This window comes from Marinobacter mangrovi, from assembly GCF_016798325.1.
GTDB classification, from domain to species: domain Bacteria; phylum Pseudomonadota; class Gammaproteobacteria; order Pseudomonadales; family Oleiphilaceae; genus Marinobacter_A; species Marinobacter_A mangrovi.
In genome coordinates, this window is sequence record NZ_JAERVO010000002.1 from 473,226 (window position 1) to 499,416 (window position 26,191).

A 26,191-nucleotide genomic window follows, 5' to 3' on the forward strand; every position below is an offset into this window, starting at 1 on the left:
TTGCGGATAATCTGTATGCGTTTTGAGCAACTTGGGCGTCCCCAAAGGCGATTTTGAACGCTTGAGCTCAACTCCGGCGCCTTAGGGTTGGTGTGTTTGCGGCGGCCTTTCTATAATGGCCGCTTGCTGTGTGATCGGGACAGCTGTACCCGACCGAACTTTGTCCAGGAGAAGGGGCCACTATGGCTGAATTTCAGACGACCGACGAAGGCTTTGAGCGCGTATCGCTGCGTGACTATACGGAGAAGGCGTATCTCGATTACTCCATGTACGTCATTCTGGATCGCGCGCTGCCCCACGTGGGCGACGGTCTGAAGCCGGTACAGCGGCGCATCATCTACGCCATGAGCGAACTGGGACTCAAGGCGACCGCCAAGTACAAGAAATCGGCCCGTACCGTGGGGGATGTGCTGGGTAAATTCCACCCTCATGGCGACAGCGCCTGTTATGAAGCCATGGTGCTCATGGCCCAGCCTTTCTCATACCGCTACCCGTTGATCGACGGGCAGGGCAACTGGGGCTCGCCGGACGATCCCAAGTCTTTTGCGGCCATGCGTTATACCGAATCCAGGCTGGCGCCGTTCTCGGAAGTCCTGCTGAGTGAGTTGGGGCAGGGTACGGTCGACTGGGTGCCGAACTTCGACGGCACCATGGACGAGCCCGCGAGTCTGCCCGCGCGTTTGCCCCACGTCTTGCTCAATGGCACCACCGGTATTGCCGTGGGGATGGCGACCGATATTCCGCCGCACAACGTCCGTGAAGTGACGTCGGCCTGTATTCGTCTGCTCGATGCGCCGGAAACGACGGTCGAACAGCTCTGTGAACACATCAAGGGCCCCGATTTCCCGACCCGCGCTGAAATCATCACGCCGCGCAAGGACCTGCGCCAGATGTACGAGACCGGTCGCGGCTCCCTGCGTATGCGCGCCAAGTGGTCTCAGGAAAACGGTGAGATCGTGGTGACGGAGCTGCCGCATCAGGTATCCGGCGCCCGGGTGCTGGAGCAGATCGCCCAGCAGATGCAGGGCAAGAAGCTGCCGATGGTGGCGGACCTGCGGGACGAGTCAGATCACGAAAACCCGACGCGGCTGGTCATCGTGCCCCGCTCCAATCGGGTGGATATGGACGGTCTGATGACTCACCTGTTCGCCAGCACGGACCTGGAGAAGTCCTACCGGGTGAACCTGAACGTCATTGGCATCGATGGCCGCCCTCAGGTCAAGGATCTGCGGACCATGCTGACCGAGTGGCTCAGCTACCGCACCACCACCGTTCGCCGTCGACTGCAGTTCCGCCTCGACAAGGTGCTCTCGCGCCTGCATATCCTCGAAGGTTTGCTGGTTGCCTTCCTCAATATCGACGAAGTTATCGAGATCATTCGCTACGAAGACAAGCCCAAAGACGAACTGATTCGCCGCTTTAACCTGAGCGCTGATCAGGCCGAAGCCATTCTCGAGTTGAAACTGCGCCACCTGGCCAAGCTCGAGGAAATGAAGATCAAGGGCGAGCAGGACGAGCTGTCCGAAGAGCGCGACCACCTGCAATCCATTCTGGGCTCTGAGTCCAGGCTGCGGGACCTGATCAAGTCCGAGCTGGAAGCCGATGCCGAGACCTTCGGGGACGAGCGCCGCTCGCCGATTGTCGAACGGGAAGAAGCGCGGGCCTTCAGCGAAGTGGATCTGGTTTCCAACGATCCGGTGACGGTGGTTCTGTCCGAGAAGGGCTGGGTGCGAGCGGCCAAGGGCCACGATATCGATCCGGAAGGCCTCAGCTACAAGGCCGGTGACCGCTTTGCCCTGTCCGCCCGGGGGCGTAACAACCAGCAGGCCATTTTCCTGGATTCCACTGGCCGGGCCTATGCCCTGATGGCGCACTCGCTGCCATCCGCGCGTGGACAGGGTGAGCCGCTGACCGGTCGGATCAATCCGCCGTCCGGAGCCGGCTTTGCCGGGGTGCTGATGGGCGAACAGAGCCAACGGGTGCTCCTGGTCACCGATGGCGGCTACGGCTTCGTCACCAACCTGGAAAACATGATCAGCAAGAACCGTAACGGCAAGGCGGTGGTCAGCGTTCCCAAAGGGGCACGCATCATGGCGCCGGTGACCGTGCCCAAAGGCGACGATCAGCATGTGGCGGCCATCACCAACGAAGGCCGAATGCTGGTGTTCCCGCTGGAAGAATTACCGGAACTGGCGAAAGGTAAAGGTAACAAGATCATCAGTATTCCATCGGCCCGGGTCCAGAACCGGGAGGAATTCGTGGTGGCGATCGGCGTGTTCAGTGCGGCCGACCAGCTGCAGATTCAGGCCGGCAAGCGCAAGATGACGCTTCAGTTCAGCGATCTGGAGCACTACTTCGGCGAACGTGGCCGGCGTGGTCATAAGTTGCCCCGGGGACTGCAGCGCGTCGACTCCCTTGAGATCGTTGCCGCCACACCGGCGCAACCGGAAGAGGGAGCCGACGAGAGTGAGTGAGCTGGTGCTGATCAACGTGTCCGGGCGCGACAAGCCCGGCCTCACCTCTGAAATTACCGGGATCATGGGGCGCTATGATGTGCGCATCCTGGACATCGGTCAGGCGGTGATCCACGACCATCTGACCTGGGGCATCCTGGCGGAAATCCCGGATGAATCGAACGCGCCGCACGTGATCCGGGATGTGATGTTTCGCCTGCACGCCCTGGATCTCCAGGTGCACTTCGCGCCGATCACGGAGGCGGAGTACCAGCAGTGGGCCGCCGGCCGTAACCGGGCCTGTTACATCGTGACGTTGCTGGCGCGTGACATCAAAGCCGAGCACATTGCCCGGGTGTCGGAAATTACGGCACGTCACGGCCTGAACATCGACAACATCACCCGGCTGTCTGCCCGCCCGTCGCTGAATCCGGCGGACAACCGCATTGCCTGCATCGAGTTTTCCGTACGGGGCACTCCGGACGATCTGGAAACGCTGCGCACGGATTTCCTCAAAATCGCCGGTGACCTGAATGTGGACATCGCGTTCCAGGAAGATTCCATCTTCCGGCGCAATCGCCGCCTCGTGGTGTTCGATATGGACTCCACGCTGATCGAGGCGGAAGTGATCGATGAGCTGGCCCGGGAGGCGGGCGTGGGCGATCAGGTGGCGGAGATTACCGAGAGAGCCATGCAGGGCGAGCTGGACTTCAGTGAGAGTTTTGCCGAGCGTCTGGCCCTGCTGAAGGGGCTGGATGAGGCGGTCCTGCAGTCGATTGCTGCACGCCTGAAGATGACCGAGGGCGCCGAGCACTTGATTCGCACCCTGAAGGCGCTGGGCTATCGCACAGCGATCCTGTCCGGTGGCTTTACCTACTTTGCCCGTTATCTGCAGGAGCGGTTGGGGATCGACTTCGTACACGCCAACGAGCTGGCGATCGAGGATGGCAAGGTCACCGGAGCGGTGTCCGGTCGTATCGTCGACGGTCAGCGCAAGGCCGAGTTGCTGCTCGAAATTGCGGCGCGGGAAGGTGTGTCCCCGGAGCAGGTCATTGCGGTAGGTGATGGCGCAAACGATCTGCCCATGCTGAGTCAGGCGGGGCTGGGTGTGGCGTTCCGCGCGAAGCCGCTGGTCAAGGAATCGGCTCGCCATTCCATCTCGACCTTGGGGTTGGACGCCATTTTGTACCTGATTGGTTTCCGCGAGAGTGATGCGGCCCATACGGTCAAGGCGACACAGTCCTAGAGTTCTGTCTGATCTTACGATCGAATGAGATGGGGAATTGCGGCGAGTGATGGTGGCTGAAGCCAATGAATACCATCGCTTCCGCCGCCCTAGAGGGCCATCCCTGGCCCGCTATTGCGGTCAAGGACATCCATGTCCTTTTCTCCAGCGATGGTATTCATTGGCTTCGATCAAGCCCGGAGGGTTAACGGGGCCCTGACGGGCCCATACCACCTGAACTTCAATTGGGGGCGAGAGTGGTCGTTGCGTGGGGACCGCTTACTGGTCCCCGAAGTCGTAATCCATCTCCGGTACCGGTGCCTGCAGGTAGTAACCCTGGATGTAGTTCACGCCAGCCTGCCACAGGGTGGCGAGCACCGAAGCGTTCTCCACCAGCGGGATAATGGTCAGCTTGCCGCTGTTTTGCAGGGACGCCACCATTTCCTTCACCTCTTCCTTCACTTCGTCGCTCTTCTGGATTTCCTCGGTGAAGGAGCCGTCGATCTTCACGTAGTCCACATCCACATGCTTGAGCGTGTTGAAGGGGTTCAGGGCGCAGCCGAACTGGCAGATGGAGACCTTGCAGTGTAGCTCACGCAGGGTTTTGGCGAACTCCCGGGCCTGCTTCATGTAGTTGTTGGCATCGCCTTCGCGAAGCTGGAAGATCAGTGAGTCGCCGGGCAGGCGGGCGGCCTTGAGCGCCACGCTGAGCCAGGGGGTAAAGGTCTTGTCCTGGATCGTTTCGGCGGTGACATTAAGGAACAGCCGTGTGTCATGGCCCTTGGAGCGATGGCTGGCCAGATGCTTGATCGTTTGCAGGATCACCCAGCGGTCGATCTTGGCTGCCATGTCCGACGGCCCGGTGGGCGGCAGGAAGTCATACGGTGAGACTTCCTCGTTGTCCTTGTCCAGCATGCGGACGAAGGCTTCGTAGTGTTCCTCGCCTTCGCCACGCAAGTTGATGATCGGCTGGAACAGCAGGCGGAAACGATCCTCGTCCAGGGCCTTCTGGATGGCCTCGACAGAGTTGTTGTCGTTGAGGCTCTCGTAGGTGGCCGGATTGTAGACCACTACGCCATTGCCGTTTTCGTGGCCTTCCAGCTTGCGCACTTCGGAAGACGCGGTGTGGGCACGGCCCAGCAGATCCGGTGCCTTCGGTGCGTTCTCGGTGATGGCGGCGATGCCGATGCTGACCGAGATCTGGACCGTCTTGCCGGAAATCTCGAACAGGTGGTCTTCGATGCGCTTGCGGATCGACTCGCAAATGTCCGCCATGCGGTTTTCCTGGCAGGGCAGGGCGAGCAGGCAGAAAGCATCATCGCTCAGGCGGGCCAGGGTCATGTTGTCGTCGACCGTGTCGCGCAGGATGTTGGCCACATCCCCCAGCATCAGGTCGGCGCCGGCGATGCCGACCTGGCCGCGGACCTGCATGAAGTTGTCCAGGGCGATGTAGGCCAGGCCGCCGGTTTCCTTGGATTCTCCGGCCCTGACGATCACGCGGCCCAGCTCGTCCATCAGGTGCTGGCGGTTGTAGAGGCCCGTCAGCAGATCCTGGGTGCTGATCTGTTTGAGTTTCTCTTCCAGCTCCGCGTTGTCCTGCTCCGGTTGCACCACAATCTGGGTACAGGGCTCACCGTCGTAGGTGGCGGCCGACACGCGCATGACGATGTTCAGCTCGTTGCCGTCGCTGCGTTTGGCGACGCAGTTGAGGGCCATGCCGTCTTCCTTGTGCTCGGCAAAGGCCTTCATGAAGATCTTGTAGTCCTCATGGCTGGACGGGGCGAGCGTGTCGAGGATCGGGATGCAGATCATCTCGTCGATGTCGTCGTAGCCGAAGAAGTCCATGTAGGACTGGTTGGCGTAGATGTGCATCCCGTCGTTGATGTAGGCGATGGCGTCCTTGGAGCTTTCCAGCAGCAGCTGGCAGCGTTGCTCCGATTCACGCAGGTGCGATTCCAGGATGCGACGCTGGTTGCGCGCTTCCAGGCTGGCCAGTTCCCGGTTGACGGTCAGCATCACCAGATCTTTCTGGCCATCGGGGACCGCCGCCTTGGCACCCAGCTTCATCACCTGAATGGCGCGATCCGTGTTGAACTCCGGCGTGATCAGGATGAAGGGGATGTCTTTGTCCAGCCGCTTGATGAGCGACAGTGCAGCATCCGGGGACACTTCCTGATCCAGGTCCCGTGCCAGCATCAGGTCCCAGTTCGATGTCCGCAAGGCTTCTTCAAGATCTTCCTCGGAGGTGACCCGGTGTGCCCGGGTGGCCCGGCCGGAGTTCCTGAGGAGGCTGACCAGGGTTTCGGCATCGTTTTGGGAAGGGTCGAGGATCAGCAGATGAACCGTCGTATTCTTCTTCTGCATTCGTTAACCATCTCGCACAGCCCGTTCTTCCTCGATCCTTGGGAAAGAACGGTGATTTATTCGGGTGTCTCAGCGCTCAAGGCGAGCCTGTAGCAGAACGACGGCAACGATCCTGTGACGTCGGGCGATAACACTCAGGTTAGCACTCGACCGGCCCGATCGCGCCTGCGATTGTGTTCCCGACCGTAACCGGACGTTGTCGAAGGTGTTACAGCACCCGGACTGCGCCGTTCTGGCCGTGAGCCCGCACCGGCCAACGTAAGTCGATAAGGCCGATCTTGGGCAAGCTCGCCGACTGTGCAGCTTACAGGGAAGGCCAGAGAGAGTCGAATTCGTCTTCGCTGGTGTTGGGCCCGGGGCCTTCTGAGCTCTCACTGCTGGGGCTGCTGCTTTGCAGGCGCAGTTCGAATTGGCTGATGCTGCCGGTTGCCGATAGCCGCTTGGACAATTGGCCGTTGTCTTCACGGTCGCCCTGGCGCAGCACGATCCGGCTGCCCTGTTGGAAGGGCAGGCGCGGCGTAATCAGGGTTGCGGGCTGACCGATCACAGACACCTCCGGTAACAGCAGGCCGCGCAGGAATTCGCTGCTGTTGCCGACTTTCTGGATCAGGCGTACGCCGCATGGGGTGGCACTCGGTGCCAGTAATTCAACGCCGATCTGGGTGCCTTGCTGGCGCAATTGTCGAATCCAGCGAACCACCGCCACGCTCCAGGGATGAGAGGGCTGCTCGCGAACGGCCAGCACTTCGCCGGCTTGCAGCGATGGTGGCATCTCGCTGGTCCAGGACACGCAATAGCCCCCGGGACTGGTATTCACCAGGGGCGTCTTGTAGGTCTTCGGCCGGCTGCCGCCTTCATCGCGGGTGCCGGCGCTGGTCTTGAAGTTGATGGGGGTGTCCGCCGAGGACATGAAGTCGCCGGTCGGCGCCGCGTCGTGGGCGCCGGCCCAGGCGTCGTTATTGCGCTTGGCCCGGGCGATGAAATAGTTCTCCTCGTCGTCCGTGGTTGCGCCGCTCTCGATGAATGCCTTGAAGGATTTTTCGCCGGCGATGTAGTAGTGCGCGGCCGAGAGGCCCACGGCGACCTGCAACTCGCCCTGAGTGGTGATGCGCTTGAAGTTGCGCTTGGTCAGGACGCCGAAGGCCTGGGATAGATGCGCCAGCAGGTTTTCCGAGACGTTGGCCGGCATCGGCAGGGAATGACCGGCCTGCTTGTCCTTCTCGTTGCGGCGGTTCTGGTAATCGGCGATGTCCGCGGACAGCTCTACCGTGTTAAAGCCAAAACTGTCGCCATTCCGTTCTTCCGGGCCCAGCAGGCTGCTGTAGATCGGGGCCGCATCGCGCTCCATGTTCACCAGGAACAGCGACTCTTCGCCGATCTCTTGGGAACAGGTCACCCGGTCGGTCCAGCACTCAAACAGCTCATACGCTTGCACCAGCTCATTCTGGCGCAGCTGGTTCGGTCTCGCGCACCCCAGTAGCAAGAGGCGCTTGTAGGCATCTGCAATGGTGTTGCTCTGGCGGTGCATCAGGTTTTCGTCTTCGACCTGAACGTCATACAGTTTGTTGCGCAGCGCAAAACGGTAGACACGGTGGCATTCCAGCCAGCTTCGGGTCGGGCTCGGGCAGTAAAGCTGATGCGCGCGCAGGATGGTCTGTCCCAGGTCGGTCACGATGCGGTGGCACGCCATGGCAATGGTCTTGCGGTTCTTGTCGATGGCGCCGCTGTCGAGCAATTCAATCAGCGTGGTCTTGTAGCCATTGGCCAGGTGCAGCTGCAGGGCCTGGGACAGGTTGGCAATCTTACGCTGTTTGTCGGGCAGGGCGATCGCCAGTCCCAGATAATGCCGGGACAGCTCCTTGCACACGAAGTTGATGCGGTGGCGGATCAGCTCAAGCAGGGCCAGGCGTTGCTGCGGCGCGATAATCAGCTGGTTGAGTTCAATAATCGCGTGGTACAGCTGACGGGAAGTCTCACCAATATTGGCCACAGGCAAAGCGCCGACCCACCGGCCAAAGGCTTTGGGTGTCGCATCGCAGAAAGACAGGTTTGCTATCTTCTGTTCCGGTAGCGTGAGCTCAGGTTTTAAAGTCATACCGTCCGTATGCCCCTCTGCCTTGGGCGAATTGGCGCTTACACCGTCCCTTGATGCGTCGCTTTTGTTGGCGCGTCTCAGCTTTGATGAGCGGCGAGAAAAAGACCGGAAATACATATCTTTATATACCTCACCACGACTTTAAAATAGCAAAGACCATTCACAAAGCCAGAAACCTGCAAGTTGACATTGTTTGACAAAAAAGTCGATGCACCCTCCCGAACGCCCCATTCTCAAGGCTTTTGCGACGCTGATGAAGACACTCCGAGGCAGTTTCACGGTCAACCGATTGTCGATTTCTGGACCTGGGTCACAGGTTGAGTGGTGTCTTGCTGGCTTCTCCCGGCACTTCCCGCACCAGTCGCGGCACCAGGAAGCCTGGCAGGCGTGTCAGTAAGTCGCGAACCAGCTGCCGGGCCTGATCGTCGCTGACGTCGAAATGCGCTGCCCCGGCCACCGGATCGAAGGCATGCAGGTAATAGGGGAGGATGCCGGCGGCAAACAGTGATTCGCTGAGTTCCGCCAGGGTGTCGGCGTCATCGTTGACGCCGCGCAGGATGACGCTCTGGTTGAGGAGGGTGGCGCCCGCCTCCTGCAAGCGGCGCATGGCCGCCCGGACGGCGTCATCGATTTCCCGGGGATGATTGATGTGGACGACGATGACCTTTTGCATCGGCAGGCCTTCAAACCAGGCCAGCATGGCGTCATTGACGCGCTGGGGGATGACCACCGGCAGGCGGGTGTGAATGCGCAAGCGGGTGAGGTGCGGAATGGCGGCCAGATCGGCGGCCCAGTCGGCCAGCCGGTTGTCGTTCACGGCCAGCGGGTCGCCGCCGCTGAAGATGACCTCATTGATCTCAGGGCTGGCATGGAGTGTGGCCAGGGCCTCGGTTCTGGCATCGGGCGAGAGCCGGTTGTCGGCATAGGGGAAATGGCGACGGAAGCAGTAGCGGCAGTTGATGGCGCAGGTGCCGGTAACCATGAGCAGGGCGCGACTGCGATACTTACGGATCAGCCCCTGTTGCAGTGTGTGCTCGGCCTCTTCCAGCGGATCGGTGACGTAACCCGGCGACGGCTGGCCCTCCGCATCCAGCGGCAGGACCTGACGCAGCAGCGGGTCGTCCGGGTCGCCAGGGGTCATGCGTTGGAGAAACGGCCGGGGAACCCGGATGCTGAACAGCCGGTCACCGGCACGAGCGCCGGCCAGCAGATGATCCGGCAGGCCCAGCTCCCGAAGCAGCTGCTCCGGATTGTTGATGGCGCGAGCCAGCTCCTGCTGCCAGGTGAGTTCGGAATCGGTAACGTCCCGGGCTTCTACCGGGGTGGGGGTTCGCTGTATCATGAGCCCCTTTGAATTTCCAACAGCGATTTTTCAGGTGAGATTTTCATGGCTTCGTATTCTACCAATGAATTCCGCGGTGGTCTTAAGGTTTTGCTGGACGGCGACCCGTGTGTGATCCTCGAGAACGAATTCGTCAAGCCCGGCAAGGGCCAGGCGTTCAACCGCGTCAAGCTGCGCAACCTGATGAGCAACCGGGTCTGGGAGCGCACTTTCAAGTCCGGCGAGAGCCTGGAAGCGGCAGACGTCATGGACCAGGAGATGGAATATCTCTACACCGACGGCGAATTCTGGCACTTCATGGCCACCGACGGTTCCTTCGAGCAGCACCCGGCCGACGAGAAGGCGGTGGGCGACACCATGAAGTGGCTCAAGGAGCAGGACGTCTACACCGTCACGCTCTATAACGGTACCCCACTGTCGGTGACACCCCCCAACTTTGTCGAACTGGAAGTGGTCGACACCGATCCCGGAATGAAAGGTGACACCGCCCAGGGTGGCTCCAAACCGGCGACCCTGTCCACCGGCGCGGTGGTCAACGTGCCGCTGTTCATCGTCATTGGTGAAGTGTTGAAAGTAGACACCCGTTCCGGCGAATACGTGAGCCGGGTCAAAACCAACTGATCCGGACATGTCCCGGGAATCGGACTGGCAGCCAACAGCGTCCTGGACCGCCCTGCGCGAGCGGGCCGGGCTGTTGTCCTACCTGAGGCAGTTCTTTGCCGCCCGTGATGTGCTGGAAGTGGAAACCCCGCTGCTGGCCCGTCACGGCGTCTCTGATCTCCATCTCGACTGTATTATGGCCCATCCGGGCCCGGCGTCCGATTTTTCGGGCGGTACGGTCTATCTGCAGACCTCCCCTGAATACCACATGAAACGCCTTCTGGCTGCGGGCAGTGGTGCCATCTACCAGGTGTTCCGGGCGTTCCGCGATGGCGAGCGCGGCGTGCGCCACAATCCGGAATTCTCGCTGCTGGAATGGTATCGGCCGGATTTTGACGATCGGGCCCTGATGGATGAAGTCGGTGAGCTGGTGTGTGGCTGGCTGGGTGTTGATGCGCCCGCACGGCTCACGTACCGCGAGGTGTTCCTGCAGCACGTCGGTCTCGATCCCTTTACGCTACCGCTGGATGAGCTGCGCGATGCGGTGTCCGGACGGGCCGGCAATCCGGTGTTTGCAGACAATTTCGATCGCGATACCTGCCTCGACTTTCTGATGACTCATGCGGTTGAGCCCGCACTCGTGGGCGAGGGTGCGGTGTTTATTCATGACTATCCCGCCAGCCAGGCCGCGCTGGCGCGTACCCGGGACGCTGGCGGATGCGCCGTGGCCCACCGCTTTGAGCTGTATCTCGATGGGTTGGAGCTGTGCAACGGCTATTGGGAGCTGACGGACGCGGCGGAACAGGCGCGCCGCTTCGAGGCGGATAACGCCTTGCGGCGGGCGCACGGCAAGCCCGAAATGGCTGCGGACGACTATTTGCTGGAGGCGCTCCGGCATGGCTTGCCCGCGTGTTCGGGCGTGGCCCTGGGGCTGGACCGTTTGTTGATGTGCAAGCTGGGAACACGAGACATCCGGGATGTCGTCGCGTTCCCCATCGAGCGGTCTTAGACCACTTTCGAGCCGATCCGCTGGCCCATACGCAGCACCGATTCAGGACCCAGTTCATCCGACCACTGCATCACATCCTTCGGGAACAGCAGGATGACGGTTGAACCCAGTCGGAAACGGCCCATCTCGTCCCCTTTATCGAACCGGATCGGTTTGTCGGCACTGTAGTCCACGCTGCTGACCCCGTCCGTGCCCGGTGCCACGACGCCGGCCCAGGTGGTTTCCACGCTGCCGACGATCATCGCGCCGACGTGCACCATGGCCATCGGCCCCCATTCCGTGTCGAACAGGGTGACGACCCGCTCGTTGCGGGCGAACAGGTTGGGTACGTTGGCGGCCGTGACGGGATTGACGGAGAACAGCCGGCCCGGCACGTAGGCCATTTCCTTGAGGGTGCCCGCCAGCGGCATGTGGATGCGGTGGTAGTCCTTGGGCGCCAGGTAGATGGTGGCGAACTCGCCGCCGGCAAACGGTTTGGCGCGCTGTTCGTCGCCGCCCAGCAGTTCGGTCAGGTTGAACGACTGCCCCTTGGCCTGGAAGATGCGGCCGTCCTTGATGGCACCGAGTTGGCTGATGGCGCCGTCCACGGGGCTGGTCAAGGCATCCGGCGCTTCATCGACGGGGCGCATCCCGGATTTCAGGGCCCGGGTGAAGAAGTCGTTAAACGTGGCATAGGATGCGGGGTCGGCATCGACCGCTTCGCTCATATCGACGCCATAGCGCTCGATGAACCAGCGGACGACCCGGTTCTTCAGGGCCGGCACCTGATCGTTGTCGGCCAGTCGTCCGGCCAGTCGCGACAGCCCAAGCTGGGGCGTCAGGTACTGGCTCATCACAAAGAGCTTGTCTCGCATCGGTTCTAGATCTCCACAGGTGTGTCAGGATGGTTGCCCCACTCGGCCCAGGAGCCCGCATAGGCGCGCACCCGCGGATAGCCGAGCACCTTGGCCACCAGGTAGGTCAGGCCGGACCGGTGGTGGGTCTGGCAGTGAGTGATCAGGGTGTTGGCCTCGCCGATCCCCTGAGCAGCGAGCAGCGCACGCAGGTCGTCTGACGGGCGCAGGCGGAAGTGGCGTGCCGGATCCATAAGCCGGGTCCACTCCAGGTTGCGGGCACCGGGAATATGGCCTGCCTTGGCAGCGGCAATGCGGGTGCCAAGGTATTCCTCCGGTGATCGGGCGTCCCAGATCACCGGGTCATCTGCGTCCAGGCCATTCAGCACTTCCTCCAGCGTCGCGGTGGGGTCGGGGTGCACCACAATCGGGTAGTGACTCGGCACCGGTTCGGGAACGTCGGTGGAAAGCGGGTGGTCTTCCGCCTGCCAGGCAATCCAGCCGCCATTCAGGTAGCTGTATCGGGTGTGGCCAATGCAGTCGAGCAGCCAGATAAAGCGCCCGGCCCAGCCGCCACCTTCATCGTCGTAGACCACCACGTGCGTGTCCGGGGTCAGCCCGATGCGCGTGGTTAATGCCTGCAGCGCCTCGACAGTTGGCAACTTGCCCGGCGCCGGCGGGTAACCCAGTAAGGTCTCCTTGGGATGCACGTAGACGGCGCCCGGAAGGTGTCCGCCCAGGTAACGCTCGGGGTGGCTGAGGTCGACCAGAAGAAGGTTGTCCCGGGTCTCTAACAGGGGCTCCAGGTCGTCCGGTTCGATAATCAGGGGCAGCGTCTGCATACGCGTCTCAGCGGGCCGTTCAGGGTTTGGGCGCATCTTAACAGATTGAAGGCAGGACAGGTGGCGTTGGCGTCTGAGACTGGGCAAGGCGTTTTTTTCGCGATACTTTCAGGCTCTTGCTATGATTCCCGAAAATCAGAAACATCTGAAACGTCTTTTACGCGCGTCCTGTTAGGGTTTCGGAGGCAGTCTCCGACGGGCCGGTTTGTGCCGGCGGGCAGGCAGTTCAGGGAGCAGTTTTAACCGCTATGGCCTTAATACTCGGTGCGATCATCGTTTTTGCCTGTGTGCTGGGCGGCTTCGTCTTGTCCAAGGGGCAGCTGATGGCGCTGTGGCAGCCGCTGGAAGTGTTGATCATCTTCGGGGCGGCAACCGGTGCGTTCATCATCTCCAACCCGATGCACACCATCAAGGAAACCGTCGCCGGTATCCTGCGACTGCTGACGGGCTCTCCGTTCAATAAAGCCTTCTATCTGGATTTGCTCAGCCTGCTCTATGACCTGTTCGACAAGTCGCGCAAGCAGGGGGTGATGGCCATTGAAGAGGACATCGATAACCCCACCGAAAGCCAGATCTTCACCCGTTATCCGGCGGTGATGAAGTCGTCCAAGCTGCTCGCTTTCGTGACCGACTATATGCGCATCATCAGCGCCGGCAATATGGCGCCGCACGAGCTTGAAGGCCTGATGGACAAAGAGCTGGATAATCGTGAGCTGGAACTGAACGAACCGTCCCACGCGCTGGCCAAGGTCGCAGATGCGCTGCCGGGGCTGGGGATCGTGGCGGCGGTCCTGGGGATCGTCATCACCATGAGTCTGTTGGGCGGTCCGCCCGAGATGATCGGGCACAAGGTGGCCGCGGCACTGGTGGGGACGTTCCTCGGTATTTTTATGGGCTACGGCTTCGTAGGGCCGACCTCCACCGCCATGGAGCACCAGGCGCAATACGAGCTGCGTGCCTACGAGTGTGCCAAGGCTGCCATTCTGGCGACCGTCTCCGGGCAGGCCCCGCAGATGGCGGTCGAGTTCGGTCGCAAGGCGTTGCCCAGTGACAAACGTCCCGGATTCCAGGAACTCAACGACCATGTGCGTTCCAAGTAACCGCACCGGATTCGTCGAAACGGGGCACTGAGGTCCATCGTGGAAGAACAACCCATCATCGTCAAACGCGTCAAGAAGGTGTCCGGGGGGCATCACGGTGGCGCCTGGAAAGTCGCTTTTGCCGATTTCGCAACGGCGATGATGGCCTTTTTCATGGTGCTTTGGTTGACCATGACCGCAACGCCGGAGGAAAAGCAGGCAATTTCCGGTTACTTCAAGGACCCGGTCGGCTACATGGACGCCGCCAGCCGCAATCCGATCGATCTGGGCGGCAGCGCGTCGGTGGTGGATTCCACCAGCGAGGATGTGGCGGATTCCCAGATCAAGCTGGAAGATCAGACCATCGAGGACATGGCGGATACCCTGGAACAGAAACAGATGCAGCAGCTGTTCCAGGACCTTAAGGACCAGATTGAGAGCAGTGAGACGCTGCAGAAGTTCAAGGACCAACTGCTGATCGACATTACTGACGAGGGGTTGCGGATTCAGATCGTGGATCGCTCCAAACGTCCGATGTTCGACAGTGGCAGCGCCCGTCTCAAATACTATTCCCAGGATATCCTGTTCGAACTGGCCAAGCCGCTGAGCGAGGTCAACAACAAACTCAGCATTACCGGTCACACCGATGCCACGCCTTTTGTCGGGCGTCCAGGCTACACCAACTGGGAGCTGTCGGCGGACCGGGCCAATACGGCGCGGCGGGCTTTGGTCGCTGGCGGCGTGCGGCCTGAGCAGATTGGCAAGGTGGTTGGGTTGAGCGATTCGGTGTTGTTCGACAAGGATCACCCGCAGGCACCGGTCAACCGGCGAATTGCGATTATCGTGCTGAACAAGAAAGCCGAGCAGGAAATCCAGTCCGATTCCGGCGCCAATGCCCAGCCGGTGATCGACCTGACGGCGCCGACCGAGGAACAATCCCGGGAAGCCCAGAAGAAACTGGAATCCGGCGACTGGTTCAAGCAACCTCCCGAGCCGGATGCCGGTGAAGTGAACTGGTAAGGCCCGAGGCGCTTTACCAGTCTGAATTCTCGATTTCAGTATAGATGCGGCGAAAGCTCTGCATGCGCTCCGGGCTGATCTCGCCTTTCTCTTCCGCCTCCAGCAGGGCGCAGCCCGGTTCGGACTGATGCCGGCAGTTGCGGAAACGGCAGGTGCCGACCAGCGGCCGGATCTCCCGGAAGCCGTATTCCAGATGCGCCACATCCATATGCCAGAGCCCGAATTCCCGGATGCCAGGGGAGTCGATCAGGTTGCCGCCGCAATCAAGATGGAACAGGCGGGCGGTGGTGGTCGTGTGGACGCCCTTGCCGGTGCTTTCGGACACGGCGCCGATCCGGATGCTCTCATCCCCTAGCAGTCGCCGGATAATGGAAGACTTGCCCACGCCGGACTGGCCGACAAACACGCTGGTCTGTTCTTCCAGCAGGTTGTCGATGGTGCGGTCGTCTTCCGGAGCCTTGTGGGCCGACGTCTGCTCGATTCGATAGCCGAGGTGGGCATACCGGTCGAGCAGGGCCTCGATATCGGCCCGGTTGCCATCGTGGATCAGGTCGGTCTTGTTGAGCAGCAGGACCGGCGTGATGTCGCAGTTTTCCGCGGCCACCAGGTAGCGGTCGATCAGGTTGTCGTGGGGTTCCGGTTCTGGCGCAATCACCAGGATGATCTGATCGATGTTGGCGGCCACCGGCTTGAGTTGGCCGAACTTGTCCGGGCGCTGGAGCAGGTTGTCCCGCTCCTGCAGCGCCACGATCACCCCAAGATCGTTGGACCCGGGGCGCCAGACGACCCGGTCGCCGGTCACCAGTGAGCCCAGGTTGGCCCGGACGTGGCAGCGAATCACCTCGCCCCGGTGTTCGCCCTCCAGCGCCTCCACATCAATCTGCTTGCCAAAATGAGCGATGATCAGGCCGCTTTGCTCGTCGCCCAGTTCCCCGGCCTGTAGTTGGCGGTCGATATCACGATCCCGGCGCGAAGCCCGCGCAGCGCGTTCTTCCTGGATTTTTTCGATGCGCCACTTCTGCTGCCTGTTAAGCCGACGTTTTGCCATGGAGTCCGTCTTTGTCTGCTGGATTTCTGCCTGTCCGGGTAAGTGTGCCATGATAGCAACGCTCCGGTGCGCCGATTATACGGGGCCGCCGGCGACCATTCACACCGTCTTGGCATCTTTTAAGCAGGAGTACCTTCATGGCTGCAACCGATCGGCTGGTCTGGATTGATCTGGAAATGACCGGACTGGATCCCGACAAGGAGCGCATTATCGAGATCGCCACCATCGTCACCGATTCCGATCTCAATACCATTGCAGAAGGGCCTGTCATTGCCATCCACCAACCGGACAGCGTGCTTGAGGCGATGGACGAGTGGTGTACCCGGACCCACGGTGAAAGCGGGCTGACCCAGCGGGTCAAGGACAGCGCCGTGTCGGAAGTCGACGCCGAGCAACAGACGCTCGAATTCCTGGCGGAGCATCTGGAAAGCGGTCAGTCACCGCTGTGCGGTAACAGCATCGGTCAGGATCGCCGCTTCCTCGTGCGCTATATGCCGGCACTGGAGGCGTTCTTCCACTACCGCAACCTGGACGTCAGTACGATCAAGGAACTGGCCCGTCGCTGGCGGCCGGATGTGCTGGAAGGCGTGAAGAAAAAGGGTTCGCATCTGGCTCTGGACGATATTCGCGACTCAATCGAAGAGCTGCGACACTACCGCGAGCATTTCTTCCGCCTTCAATAAGGCTCGATGTTGTGCCGGCGCAAAGCCCAATGCACGTGCTCGCGAACCAGGGCCGATGGATGGTCGGCCCGCTGTTTCAGTGCCTCGATCACCGGAATGGTTGACGGTGCATTGCCCAGTCCCACCGCCAGGTTGCGTAGCCAGCCTTCATAGCCGGTACGCCGAATGGCCGAGCCTTCGGTCCGTTTGAGGAATTCTGCTTCCGTCCACAGGAACAGTTCAGCCAGCTCGCTGTTGTCGAGGTGATGCCGTGGCTGGAAGTCATCCTTGTCCGTTGGTTTGCTGAACTTGTTCCAGGGGCACACCAACTGGCAGTCATCACAGCCGAAGACGCGGTTGCCCATTCTGGCGCGTAAATGCTCCGGAATAGAGCCCTTGAGTTCGATGGTCAGATAGCTGATACAGCGCCGGGCATCGAGCTGATACGGCCCATCGAAAGCGTCCGTGGGGCAGACGTCCAGGCAGGCCGAGCAACTGCCGCAATGTTCTGTGGTGAATGGCTCATCGACCGGTAACGGCGCACTGGTAAAGATTTCCCCGAGAAAAAAGAACGAGCCGGCTTTCGGGTGGATCAGCATGGTGTTCTTGCCGATCCAGCCCAGGCCGGCGCGCTGGGCCAGCGCTCGCTCCAGAACCGGCGCGCTGTCGACGAACGCGCGGTGGTTGTGCCCGGCCAGCGCCTCGTCAATGCGACGGGCCAACTGGGCAAGGCGTTTGCGGACCAGCTTGTGGTAGTCGCGCCCCAGCGTATAACGGGAGATATAGGCTTTCTCCCGATTCTGCAGCACCTGGGCCGGACTGTCCGGGGAGGGCAGGTAATCCATGCGCACGGAAATGACCCGGCGGGTGCCCGGCACCAGCTCATCGGGCCGATGACGTTTGGCGCCATGGTCGGCCATGTAGCTCATCTCACCGTTCATCCCTGCGTCCAGCCAGGCCTTCAACCGCGCGCCATGGGCGCCGGTATCGGCGTCATTGATCCCGACTGCCTGAAAGCCCAGTTCATAGGCCCAGTCGCGGATTTGGTCGGCCAAATTGTCGAGGGTTGTGGTTAACATTGATTAAGTTATGACCTTTCGGTTCATTTTGCTATGCTTAACAGGCATCTGGCCGGATGAGTTCAACCGGATTCTGTTTATCGGATCATGAGGTGATGGATAGCCCCATGTGTGCTGCTGCTAACGCCAGTTTACCAGAGAGCCTGTACGCTGCGGATGGGGTGCGGGCGCTCGATCGTTGTGCCATTGATGAATGGGGCACACCCGGATTTGAATTGATGCAGCGCGCGGCACGCTCGGCCTTTCGTCAGCTGGCCCGGCACTGGCCGGACGCACGCCGGGTGCTGGTGCTTTGCGGCGCCGGCAATAACGGCGGCGACGGTTATCTGGTGGCGGCTTCCGCCCAGCGTCAGGGGCTTTCGGTGCAGTGCCTGGCAGTGGCCGATCCGGCCAAGCTCAAGGGCGATGCCGCGACCGCATACGAGGCAGCCGAGGACGCGGGAGTCTCCATTGAGCGTTACGACGGTTCATCGGCGGCGCTGCTGACCGATGCCATTGCGGAGGCCGACATCGTCGTCGATGCGATGTTGGGGACCGGCGTTACCGGTGCGTTGCGGTCGCCCTTCGATCAGGCCATTGCCGCTCTGAATGAGAGTGGCAGGCCGGTACTTGCGGTGGACGTGCCTTCCGGGCTTGACGCGACCACGGGTTGGATTGAGACGGATGCCGTCAATGCGACAGTCACCGTCACGTTTATTGGCCTCAAGGCCGGGTTGCTGACCGGTCGTGGGCCGGATGTCGCGGGAGACGTCGTGTTCGACGATCTGGGCGTCGATCCGGCCGTCTACGACAGGGTGCCGGCGGTGGCCCGGCGTGCGGACTGGTGTATCGAGGCCCGTTGGCTGCCGGTGCGCCGACGCGGGGCACACAAAGGGGACTGTGGTCATCTATTGGTGATCGCCGGCGAACGGGGATTTGGCGGTGCGGCCCTGCTGGCGTCGGAAGCGGCGGCTCGTACCGGGGCTGGCCTGGTGACACTGGCAACGCGACCGGAGCATGTCAGCGCCGCCCTGACGCGTTGCCCGTCACTGATGGTGCACGGCCTGACCCACGGCAACGAACTGGATGCACTGTTGGCCAAAGCCGACGGCATAGTCTTTGGCCCCGGTGCCGGGCAGGGTGCCTGGGGGCAGCAAATGCTGCAGCGCGTCATGGCCTTTGACGGGCCGGTCCTGATGGATGCGGATGCCCTGAATATGCTGTCGTCACGGGCGCCCGGCAAGCACGACAACTGGATTATGACGCCCCATCCGGGCGAGGCGGCCCGGCTGTTGGGCGTGGCCAATGCCGTGATCAACCGCGACCGGCTGGATGCCGTGGCGCAGTTGGAGCAGCGCTATGGCGGCGTCATTTTGCTCAAAGGCGCGGGAACGCTGGTGCTGGCCAACGATATGGAGCGGCCGGCCCTGGTTCAGGGCGGCAATCCGGGTATGGCAACCGGCGGTATGGGCGATGTGCTCTCGGGCGTCATCGGCTCTCTGGCAGTGCAGGGATTGAGTCCCTCACGGGCAGCGGTGATGGGAGCCAGTCTGCACGCCGAAGCGGCGGACCGTGCCGCTCAGAGCAAAGGGTTCATGGGGTTGTTGCCGATGGATCTGATCGATTGGCTGCCAACGGTGCTCGGCGAGGCCGAAGGCGTCTTACCGGGTGGTCGTTAAGCCGGTCCGGAACCGGTTCATCAAGACATCGATAAAGGAGTTTGCAGGGCGTGAGCGGGGCGGGAAACACGGCGCAGGAAAATGACCGGATCAGTGTGCGCCTGCCGGACGAGTCGGCCACCATGCAGTTTGGTGCACTGGTGGTTCAGGCGGTTCGCTCCGTCGGTGACGGTGTGGTCCTGCACCTGACGGGCAACCTGGGAGCTGGTAAGACGACGTTCAGCCGCGGTTTCATCCAGGGCCTGGGGCATGCCGGCGCGGTGAAAAGCCCGACCTACACGCTGGTCGAACCCTACGAGGAGCTGGTGCCTCCCGTTTACCATTTTGACCTGTATCGCCTGGGCGACCCGGAAGAATTGGAATACATGGGCATCCGCGATTATCTCGCTGAAGGGGCCCTATGCCTGATCGAATGGCCGGAGCGGGGCGCGGGTGTGCTCCCGGAACCGGACGGCGTGATTGAACTGGCGTTGGCCGGTAAGGGACGCGAAGCCCGTTTTACGGCAACAACGCCGGCCGGACATCGATTATTGGAACGTTTACGCGCCAGTCTGACCAACGGTTGGCTGGCCTGAAGTTATTTTTTAGGGATTGAGCAGGGTGAATCGCGGTATGCAGCATCTCCTGACCAGAATCACAGTATGGCCTCTCCTGGCGGCGCTCTGGCTCCTGGCCGGTCACGCCCAGGCAGAGACCAATGTCCAGGGGGCCCGGATCTGGCCGGCGCCGGATCATACACGGCTGGTGCTGGACATGGGGGGCGAGGTGGATCATTCGATCTTCACGCTCGATAATCCCTCGCGTCTGGTCATCGACATCAAGAACACCCGGCTGAAAACCAGTCTCGGTCGGCTGGATCTGTCCGGCAGCCCGATTCGCCGCATTCGCAGCGCGCCCCGCAACGGCGATGACCTGCGCGTGGTGCTGGACCTCAAACATTCGGTGGAACCCCGCAGTTTCCAGCTGGCCCCCAACGATGAATATGGCAATCGCCTGGTCGTGGATTTGCTGGAGCCGGGCGGCGGTCAGGACGAGGCGCCCAGTAAACCGGTGTTGTCCGAGGATCCGAACGGCAAGCGGGACATCATCGTGATGGTGGATCCCGGCCACGGCGGGGAAGACCCGGGGGCCAGTGGGCCGGACGGCACCCACGAGAAGGATGTGGTGCTGCCGCTGGCGCGGCGACTGCAGGCGCTCATCTCGGCCCAGCCTGGCTTCACGGCCAAGCTCACCCGCAACGGTGACTATTACATCGGCCTGCGTCAGCGCACGTTGCTGGCCCGTAAGGAAAATGCGGACCTGTTCATCTCCATCCACGCCGATGCCTTCCGGTCGCCCCAGCCGCGTGGTGCCTCGGTCTTCGCCCTGTCACGGCGGGGTGCGACCAGTGAAACCGCCCGCTGGCTGGCCCGCAACGAGAACCAGTCGGACCTGATCGGCGGCGTGGGTGGTGTCTCGCTGGACGACAAGAACGAAGTACTTGCCGGCGTGCTTCTGGATCTGTCCATGACGGCCAGCATCAACGCGTCGGTGGGTGTTGGCGATCACGTCCTCGGCAACCTCCGGCGCGTCACGCACCTGCACAAGCCGGGTGTCGAGCAGGCGGCGTTTGTGGTGCTGAAATCTCCGGATATCCCGTCGATCCTGGTGGAGTCGGGATTCATCTCCAATCCGCAGGAGGAGCGCAACCTCAAGTCGGCCAGCTATCGCAATAAGTTGGCTCATGCCATCTGGCAAGGGGTGTCCTCCTATTTCGAGGATACGCCGCCCCCGGGCACGTTGCTGGCCTGGCAAAAGCGGCATAACGGTAGCATAGCCTCCTATCGCATTCGCCGGGGCGATACCCTGTCCGGCGTGGCGCGGCGTAATTCGACAACGGTCAATCGCCTCAAGGAGCTGAATAACCTGTCCAGCGACCAGGTGGTGATTGGCCAGATGCTCAAGATTCCCACCTCCTAAGACATAAAGTTATGGCGGCGGGCCTGAGATCTCGGGCCCGTCTTTGCTATGATGTGCCGCTCAGGAATTCATCGAGAGGCGCACCGTTCCCCATGTCCGAGATCCGACTGCTCAGCCCCCGCCTTGCCAACCAGATCGCCGCCGGTGAAGTCGTTGAACGGCCGGCGTCCGTGGTCAAGGAACTTGTCGAGAATGCGCTGGACGCCGGTGCCGAGCGGGTCGAAGTGGACATCGAGCAGGGGGGCGTCAAGCTGATCCGCGTGCGGGATACCGGCTCCGGTATTGCCGAGTCCGACCTGCCGCTGGCATTGAGTCGGCATGCCACCAGCAAGATCGTCGATCTGGATGATCTCGAGGCGGTGGCATCTCTCGGCTTTCGCGGTGAGGCTCTGGCCAGTATCAGTTCCGTTTCCCGCCTATCCCTGACCTCCCGCACCGAGGGCAACGATGCGGCGGCCCGGGTGGAGGTTGAAGGGCGTGATATGGACGCTCGTATCTCGCCGGCGGCTCATCCCGTCGGCACCACCGTTGAAGTGCGGGATCTGTTTTTCAATACGCCGGCCCGGCGTAAATTCCTGCGCACGGAAAAGACGGAATTCGGCCACATTGAGGAGTGCGTGCGACGCCAGGCCCTGGCCCGCTTCGAGACCGGCTTTACCCTGCGTCACAATCAACGCGCCATCCAGAGCCTGCGGCCGGCCATGACGCCGCTCGACAAGGAGCGCCGGATCGGCGCCCTGTGTGGCCAGCAGTTTATCGACAACGCCGTGGTCATCGATGCCGAGGCCTCGGGGCTGCGCCTGTGGGGCTGGGTGGCGCTGCCGACCTTCTCCCGCAGTCAGGCGGACCTCCAGTATTTCTTCGTCAACCATCGCGTGATCCGCGACCGTCTGGTAGCCCACGCGGTGCGCCAGGCCTACCGCGATGTGCTGTATAACAACCGGCATCCGGCGTTCGTGCTGTATCTGGAGCTGGACCCGGCCAACGTGGACGTGAACGTTCACCCCACCAAGCACGAGGTGCGTTTCCGGGATGGCCGACTGGTGCATGATTTTATCTTCCGCACCCTGCATCGCGCTCTTGGCGAGGTGAAGCCCCAGGATCACATGCATGGCGCCGTGGCCCAGTCGCTGAGTCGGGAGGCCGGTTATAGCGGGACTCCGGATAGCCAGCCAGCGCCTGTTGCCAGTGCTCCCTACGGCGCGAGTGCCGGTGGCCAGGCCTATGGCGGTCAGAAGCCGGTCGCCTGGGAGGCACAGGACCAGATGGCGTTCTACCAGTCGCTCAATGCCGGCGGGGGCACGGCAGAAGCCGCAGCATCGCCGGCGACCGCTGTGGCTGAGGCGCCCCAGAGCTTTGCCCAGCCCATGCCGACGCCGCCCCAGGACAGCGAAGCGGAGCCGCCCCTGGGATACGCCATCGCCCAGTTGCATGGCATCTACATACTGGCCCAGACCCGCCAGGGAATGATTGTGGTCGACATGCACGCTGCCCACGAGCGGATCACCTACGAGCGCATGAAAACGGCGCTGGATGCCCAGGATCTGAAAAGCCAGCCGCTGCTGGTGCCTGTGACCCTGGCCGTGAGCCAGCGTGAAGCCGGCGTTGCAGAGAGCCACGTTGAGGAGCTGCAGTCGCTGGGCCTGCAAATCGAGCGGATGGGGCCGGAAACCCTGGTGGTCCGGCAAATTCCCGCGCTGCTGCGGGGGGCAGACACCGAGCAGCTGGTACGCGATGTGGTCTCCGACCTCATGGAACACGGTCAGTCCGACAGGGTGAAAGCTGTCACCAACGAACTGTTGGGCACCATGGCTTGCCACGGCTCGGTGCGGGCCAACCGCCAGCTGACCATTCCCGAGATGAATACCTTGTTGCGGGATATGGAAGCCACCGAGCGCAGTGGCCAGTGCAACCACGGTCGTCCGACCTGGACCCTGGTCACGATGGGTGAGCTGGACAAACTGTTCCTGCGTGGTCGCTGATCATGGCGGCTGACACCCAGCGGCCCGCCGCGATCTGCCTGATGGGCCCGACGGCGGCCGGTAAGACGGATCTCGCCCTGGAGCTCTGCGACGCCTTGCCCTGCGACATCATCAGCGTGGATTCGGCGATGATCTACCGGGGGATGGACATCGGCACGGCCAAGCCCTCGGCTGAGGAACTTTCCCTCGCCCCGCACCGTCTTATCGACATCTGTGATCCAGCGGACCGCTATTCGGCTGCGGATTTTCGGGCGGACGCGCTTCGTGAGATGGAGGCGATCAGTCGCGAGGGCCGGATTCCGCTGCTGGTCGGCGGCACGATGATGTATTTCAAGGCCCTGTTGCTCGGCATGGCGGATCTGCCCTCGGCCGATCAGGCCTTGCGTACCGAGTTGGAAGCAAAGGCCGAGCGTGAGGGTTGGCCGGCGCTTCACGAGCAGCTCAAGGCGCTGGACCCGATCGCCGCCGAGGCCATCCACCCGAACAATCGACAGCGTGTGCTGCGGGCCCTGGAAGTGGTGCTGGTGTCGGGGCGCCCGATTTCCCAGGCCTGGGCCGGCAACGGTGCCGGAAGTGACGTGGATTACCCGTATTTAACCCAGTGGCAGGCAGACGCGTCGCCGGACCTGCCGTATAATGTTATCCAGCTATCGATTTCACCGGGCAACCGATCGGTCCTTCACGATCGCATTCGGCTCCGATTCCAGAAGATGCTGGAGCTGGGTTTTATCGACGAGGTCCGGGCGCTGCGTGCCCGCGGCGATCTGCACAGCGGTTTGCCGTCGGTACGATGTGTCGGGTATCGCCAGGCGTGGTCATGGCTGGACGGCGATGTGGATTACGAAACGTTCGTCGAGAAAGGGATTGCGGCAACCCGGCAGTTGGCCAAACGCCAGCTCACTTGGTTGCGAAAGTGGCCGGACCTTCACTGGATCGACAGCGAGGCGTCAGGTTCTTTGTCCCGCGCCTTGAAAATCCTCCAATCTCGCACCACATTGATTACATAACGCTGGGCTATTGTGGCCCGGGTTATACATGCCGGTCTTGAAGAGTGGCCGGTTTCATTGTTCAGGGATGGCCAAAGGCGTGCTCATAACCTCCCTGACTGGAATCCCTGCAAGCAGTCAATGCAGCGGAACTCCGCTTCTACCAGACGATCTGCGATTAAAAAAACAGGAGAACTGATATGTCAAAAGGGCATTCGTTACAAGACCCTTACCTCAATGCCTTGCGCAAGGAGCGCATTCCGGTGTCCATCTTCCTGGTCAATGGGATCAAGTTGCAGGGACAGATCGAGTCTTTCGATCAGTTCGTGATCCTGTTGAAGAACACGGTAAGCCAGATGGTATACAAGCATGCCATTTCAACGGTTGTGCCTGCCCGAAATGTACGTATTCCTCAACAGAGTGCAGGCGAGGGTGAGGGCGAAGCCTGAACCTGACGTGCTGCCGGTTTGACCGGTCGGTTCTCATGATGGGGCCGACCGCCAGTCCGCATCGTTTACTGCCCGCCGGGACTGATCGTCCGATCCGTTCCGATGGGTGGATCCCATTGTTATATCCGGAGTTTTCTCTCTTTGTTTGAGCGCCCTGATGTCGGTGAGCGCGCTGTCGTCGTTCACCTTGAGTTTTCGTCCCATAACGAATCCGAAGACCTCGGCGAATTTATCGAGCTGGTTCGCTCGGCCGACGTGGATGCCGTCGAGACGGTGACTGGCAGCCGGAATCAGCCCAGTCCGAGACTGTTCGTTGGCGAAGGCAAGCTGGACGAGATCCGCTCGGCGATCCAGGCCAGTGAGGCGGATGTGGTCCTGTTCAACCACGCCCTCAGTCCCAGCCAGGAGCGAAACCTGGAGCGGGAGCTGAAATGCCGGGTGTTGGATCGCACCGGTGTGATTCTCGATATCTTCGCCCAGCGCGCCCGGACCCACGAAGGCAAACTGCAGGTGGAGCTGGCGCAGCTGGATCATATGGCCACCCGACTGGTCCGGGGCTGGACGCACCTGGAGCGCCAGAAGGGCGGTATCGGCCTGCGGGGTCCGGGTGAAACCCAGTTGGAGACGGACCGCCGGCTCCTCCGTGCCCGCATCAAGGCCATCCACAAGCGTCTCGACAAGGTACGCCGTCAGCGGGAACAGGGGCGTCGTGCCCGCAAGCGGGTGGATATTCCGACCGTGTCCCTGGTCGGTTACACCAACGCGGGCAAATCCACGTTGTTCAACCGCATCACCACCGCACACGTCTATGCCGCGGACCAGCTGTTCGCGACCCTCGATCCGACGCTGCGTCGCCTGGAGCTGCCGGACGTGGGTCCGGTGGTGCTGGCCGATACCGTTGGTTTCATCCGGCACCTGCCGCACAAACTCGTGGAAGCGTTCCGTGCCACCCTGGAAGAGACCACGGAGGCGTCCCTGCTGCTGCACATCATTGACTGCGCCGACGAGCGTCGGGACGAGAACATCGAGCAGGTCGAGGATGTGCTGCTGGAAATCGGTGCCGACGAGGTCCCGGTGTTGCAGGTCTATAACAAGATTGACCTGCTCGACGACTTTCGGCCGCGGGTCGATCGGAACGAAGAGGGCGTGCCTGTCCGCGTGTGGGTGTCGGCCGTTACCGGTGAAGGCATCGATACGCTGTTTGATGCCGTGGTCGAGCGCCTGGCCGAGGATGTATTGAGCCTGTCGCTGCTGCTCGGTCCGCACGACGGTAAATTGCGGGCCCTGCTGCACGAAGCCGGCGGCGTGGTCAGCGAGGAATACCTGGACAACGGCGACGCCCAGGTCGAAGCCCGTCTCCAGTCCCGTGACTGGCATCAGCTACTGAGTCGGGCCGGTGTCCGGCCGGATCAGGTGCGTTATGCATCCGCGGAATAATCCCGTCGTATAACAGAGAGTCACGGGCTTAAGCCTGATACAGTACATCATGTCTGCCTGACCACGTCT

General features: G+C 61.7%; 21 protein-coding genes. 14 read left to right on the forward strand and 7 right to left on the reverse strand.

All coding sequences use genetic code 11. From position 1 onward, the window contains the following. The first annotated feature begins 182 nt into the window (after window positions 1-182). Window positions 183-2,474 carry a DNA topoisomerase IV subunit A gene (gene parC, locus JL474_RS08225; RefSeq protein WP_203141676.1) on the forward strand — a complete coding sequence of 764 codons (2,292 nt, stop codon included), beginning with the start codon at window positions 183-185 and terminating at the stop codon, window positions 2,472-2,474. Beyond that, on the forward strand, window positions 2,467-3,699 hold the full coding sequence (serB, locus tag JL474_RS08230; RefSeq protein WP_203141677.1) for a phosphoserine phosphatase SerB: 1,233 nt from the start codon (window positions 2,467-2,469) through the stop codon (window positions 3,697-3,699). Before parC ends, serB begins: the two co-directional genes overlap by 8 nt. 258 nt (window positions 3,700-3,957) lie before the next feature. Here serB and JL474_RS08235 read toward each other — a convergent pair whose 3' ends face one another. The 3 genes from JL474_RS08235 to epmB all read right to left on the reverse strand — a co-directional run bounded on the left by JL474_RS08235 (window position 3,958) and on the right by epmB (window position 9,479). Further along, window positions 3,958-6,042, reverse strand: a complete 2,085-nt coding sequence (locus JL474_RS08235; protein WP_203141678.1) for an EAL domain-containing response regulator — start codon at window positions 6,040-6,042, stop codon at window positions 3,958-3,960. Between the two features lie 304 nt (window positions 6,043-6,346). Further along, window positions 6,347-8,137, reverse strand: coding sequence for a GTPase (locus JL474_RS08240; protein WP_203141679.1), 1,791 nt, complete (start codon window positions 8,135-8,137; stop codon window positions 6,347-6,349). Between the two features lie 310 nt (window positions 8,138-8,447). After that, on the reverse strand, window positions 8,448-9,479 hold the full coding sequence (gene epmB, locus JL474_RS08245) for an EF-P beta-lysylation protein EpmB (protein ID WP_203141680.1): 1,032 nt from the start codon (window positions 9,477-9,479) through the stop codon (window positions 8,448-8,450). 45 nt (window positions 9,480-9,524) lie between these two features. On the opposite strand from epmB, the gene efp reads away from it, so the two are divergent. Together efp and epmA are read left to right on the forward strand one after the other, a co-directional pair. Further along, the gene (gene efp / locus JL474_RS08250; RefSeq protein ID WP_203141681.1) at window positions 9,525-10,100 is read left to right on the forward strand and encodes an elongation factor P; all 576 of its coding nucleotides are present in this window, start codon (window positions 9,525-9,527) and stop codon (window positions 10,098-10,100) included. 7 nt (window positions 10,101-10,107) lie between these two features. Continuing rightward, window positions 10,108-11,088, forward strand: coding sequence for an EF-P lysine aminoacylase EpmA (gene epmA, locus JL474_RS08255; protein WP_203141682.1), 981 nt, complete (start codon window positions 10,108-10,110; stop codon window positions 11,086-11,088). On the opposite strand, the gene asd is transcribed toward epmA, so the two are convergent. Then, window positions 11,085-11,942, reverse strand: coding sequence for an archaetidylserine decarboxylase (gene asd, locus JL474_RS08260; protein WP_123632620.1), 858 nt, complete (start codon window positions 11,940-11,942; stop codon window positions 11,085-11,087). The genes epmA and asd overlap by 4 nt on opposite strands. A 5-nt stretch (window positions 11,943-11,947) precedes the next feature. Beyond that, window positions 11,948-12,763, reverse strand: a complete 816-nt coding sequence (locus JL474_RS08265) for a sulfurtransferase (RefSeq protein ID WP_203141683.1) — start codon at window positions 12,761-12,763, stop codon at window positions 11,948-11,950. A 248-nt stretch (window positions 12,764-13,011) separates the two neighbouring features. Here JL474_RS08265 and motA point away from each other — a divergent pair, with 248 nt between their 5' ends. Both motA and motB read left to right on the forward strand, forming a co-directional pair. After that, complete coding sequence (gene motA / locus JL474_RS08270; RefSeq protein WP_203141684.1) at window positions 13,012-13,863, forward strand: flagellar motor stator protein MotA; 852 nt, start codon at window positions 13,012-13,014, stop codon at window positions 13,861-13,863. 39 nt (window positions 13,864-13,902) lie between these two features. After that, the gene (gene motB / locus JL474_RS08275) at window positions 13,903-14,862 is read left to right on the forward strand and encodes a flagellar motor protein MotB (RefSeq protein ID WP_203141685.1); all 960 of its coding nucleotides are present in this window, start codon (window positions 13,903-13,905) and stop codon (window positions 14,860-14,862) included. A 13-nt stretch (window positions 14,863-14,875) separates the two neighbouring features. Here motB and rsgA read toward each other — a convergent pair whose 3' ends face one another. After that, window positions 14,876-15,910, reverse strand: coding sequence for a small ribosomal subunit biogenesis GTPase RsgA (gene rsgA / locus JL474_RS08280; RefSeq protein WP_203141686.1), 1,035 nt, complete (start codon window positions 15,908-15,910; stop codon window positions 14,876-14,878). Window positions 15,911-16,047: 137 nt separating this feature from the next. Here rsgA and orn point away from each other — a divergent pair, with 137 nt between their 5' ends. Further along, window positions 16,048-16,593, forward strand: a complete 546-nt coding sequence (orn, locus tag JL474_RS08285) for an oligoribonuclease (RefSeq protein WP_203141687.1) — start codon at window positions 16,048-16,050, stop codon at window positions 16,591-16,593. On the opposite strand, the gene queG is transcribed toward orn, so the two are convergent. Then, window positions 16,587-17,651: a tRNA epoxyqueuosine(34) reductase QueG gene (gene queG / locus JL474_RS08290; protein WP_203141688.1), complete on the reverse strand. Its 1,065-nt coding sequence runs from the start codon at window positions 17,649-17,651 to the stop codon at window positions 16,587-16,589. The two genes, orn and queG, sit on opposite strands and share 7 nt — an antisense overlap. A 107-nt stretch (window positions 17,652-17,758) precedes the next feature. Between queG and JL474_RS08295 the strand changes: the two genes are divergently transcribed. The 7 genes from JL474_RS08295 (at window position 17,759) to hflX (ending at window position 26,122) form a co-directional block, all read left to right on the forward strand. Next, on the forward strand, window positions 17,759-19,309 hold the full coding sequence (locus tag JL474_RS08295) for an NAD(P)H-hydrate dehydratase (protein ID WP_203141689.1): 1,551 nt from the start codon (window positions 17,759-17,761) through the stop codon (window positions 19,307-19,309). 50 nt (window positions 19,310-19,359) lie between these two features. Beyond that, window positions 19,360-19,884 carry a tRNA (adenosine(37)-N6)-threonylcarbamoyltransferase complex ATPase subunit type 1 TsaE gene (gene tsaE, locus JL474_RS08300; RefSeq protein WP_328797801.1) on the forward strand — a complete coding sequence of 175 codons (525 nt, stop codon included), beginning with the start codon at window positions 19,360-19,362 and terminating at the stop codon, window positions 19,882-19,884. 37 nt (window positions 19,885-19,921) lie between these two features. After that, window positions 19,922-21,268, forward strand: a complete 1,347-nt coding sequence (locus JL474_RS08305; protein WP_203141690.1) for an N-acetylmuramoyl-L-alanine amidase — start codon at window positions 19,922-19,924, stop codon at window positions 21,266-21,268. A 92-nt stretch (window positions 21,269-21,360) separates the two neighbouring features. Beyond that, the gene (gene mutL, locus JL474_RS08310) at window positions 21,361-23,250 is read left to right on the forward strand and encodes a DNA mismatch repair endonuclease MutL (protein ID WP_203141691.1); all 1,890 of its coding nucleotides are present in this window, start codon (window positions 21,361-21,363) and stop codon (window positions 23,248-23,250) included. Between the two features lie 2 nt (window positions 23,251-23,252). After that, window positions 23,253-24,257 carry a tRNA (adenosine(37)-N6)-dimethylallyltransferase MiaA gene (gene miaA / locus JL474_RS08315; protein ID WP_203141692.1) on the forward strand — a complete coding sequence of 335 codons (1,005 nt, stop codon included), beginning with the start codon at window positions 23,253-23,255 and terminating at the stop codon, window positions 24,255-24,257. A 179-nt stretch (window positions 24,258-24,436) separates the two neighbouring features. After that, window positions 24,437-24,685 carry an RNA chaperone Hfq gene (gene hfq / locus JL474_RS08320; RefSeq protein WP_123632609.1) on the forward strand — a complete coding sequence of 83 codons (249 nt, stop codon included), beginning with the start codon at window positions 24,437-24,439 and terminating at the stop codon, window positions 24,683-24,685. 102 nt (window positions 24,686-24,787) lie between these two features. Further along, on the forward strand, window positions 24,788-26,122 hold the full coding sequence (gene hflX, locus JL474_RS08325) for a ribosome rescue GTPase HflX (protein WP_236012111.1): 1,335 nt from the start codon (window positions 24,788-24,790) through the stop codon (window positions 26,120-26,122). Window positions 26,123-26,191 lie beyond the last annotated feature (69 nt).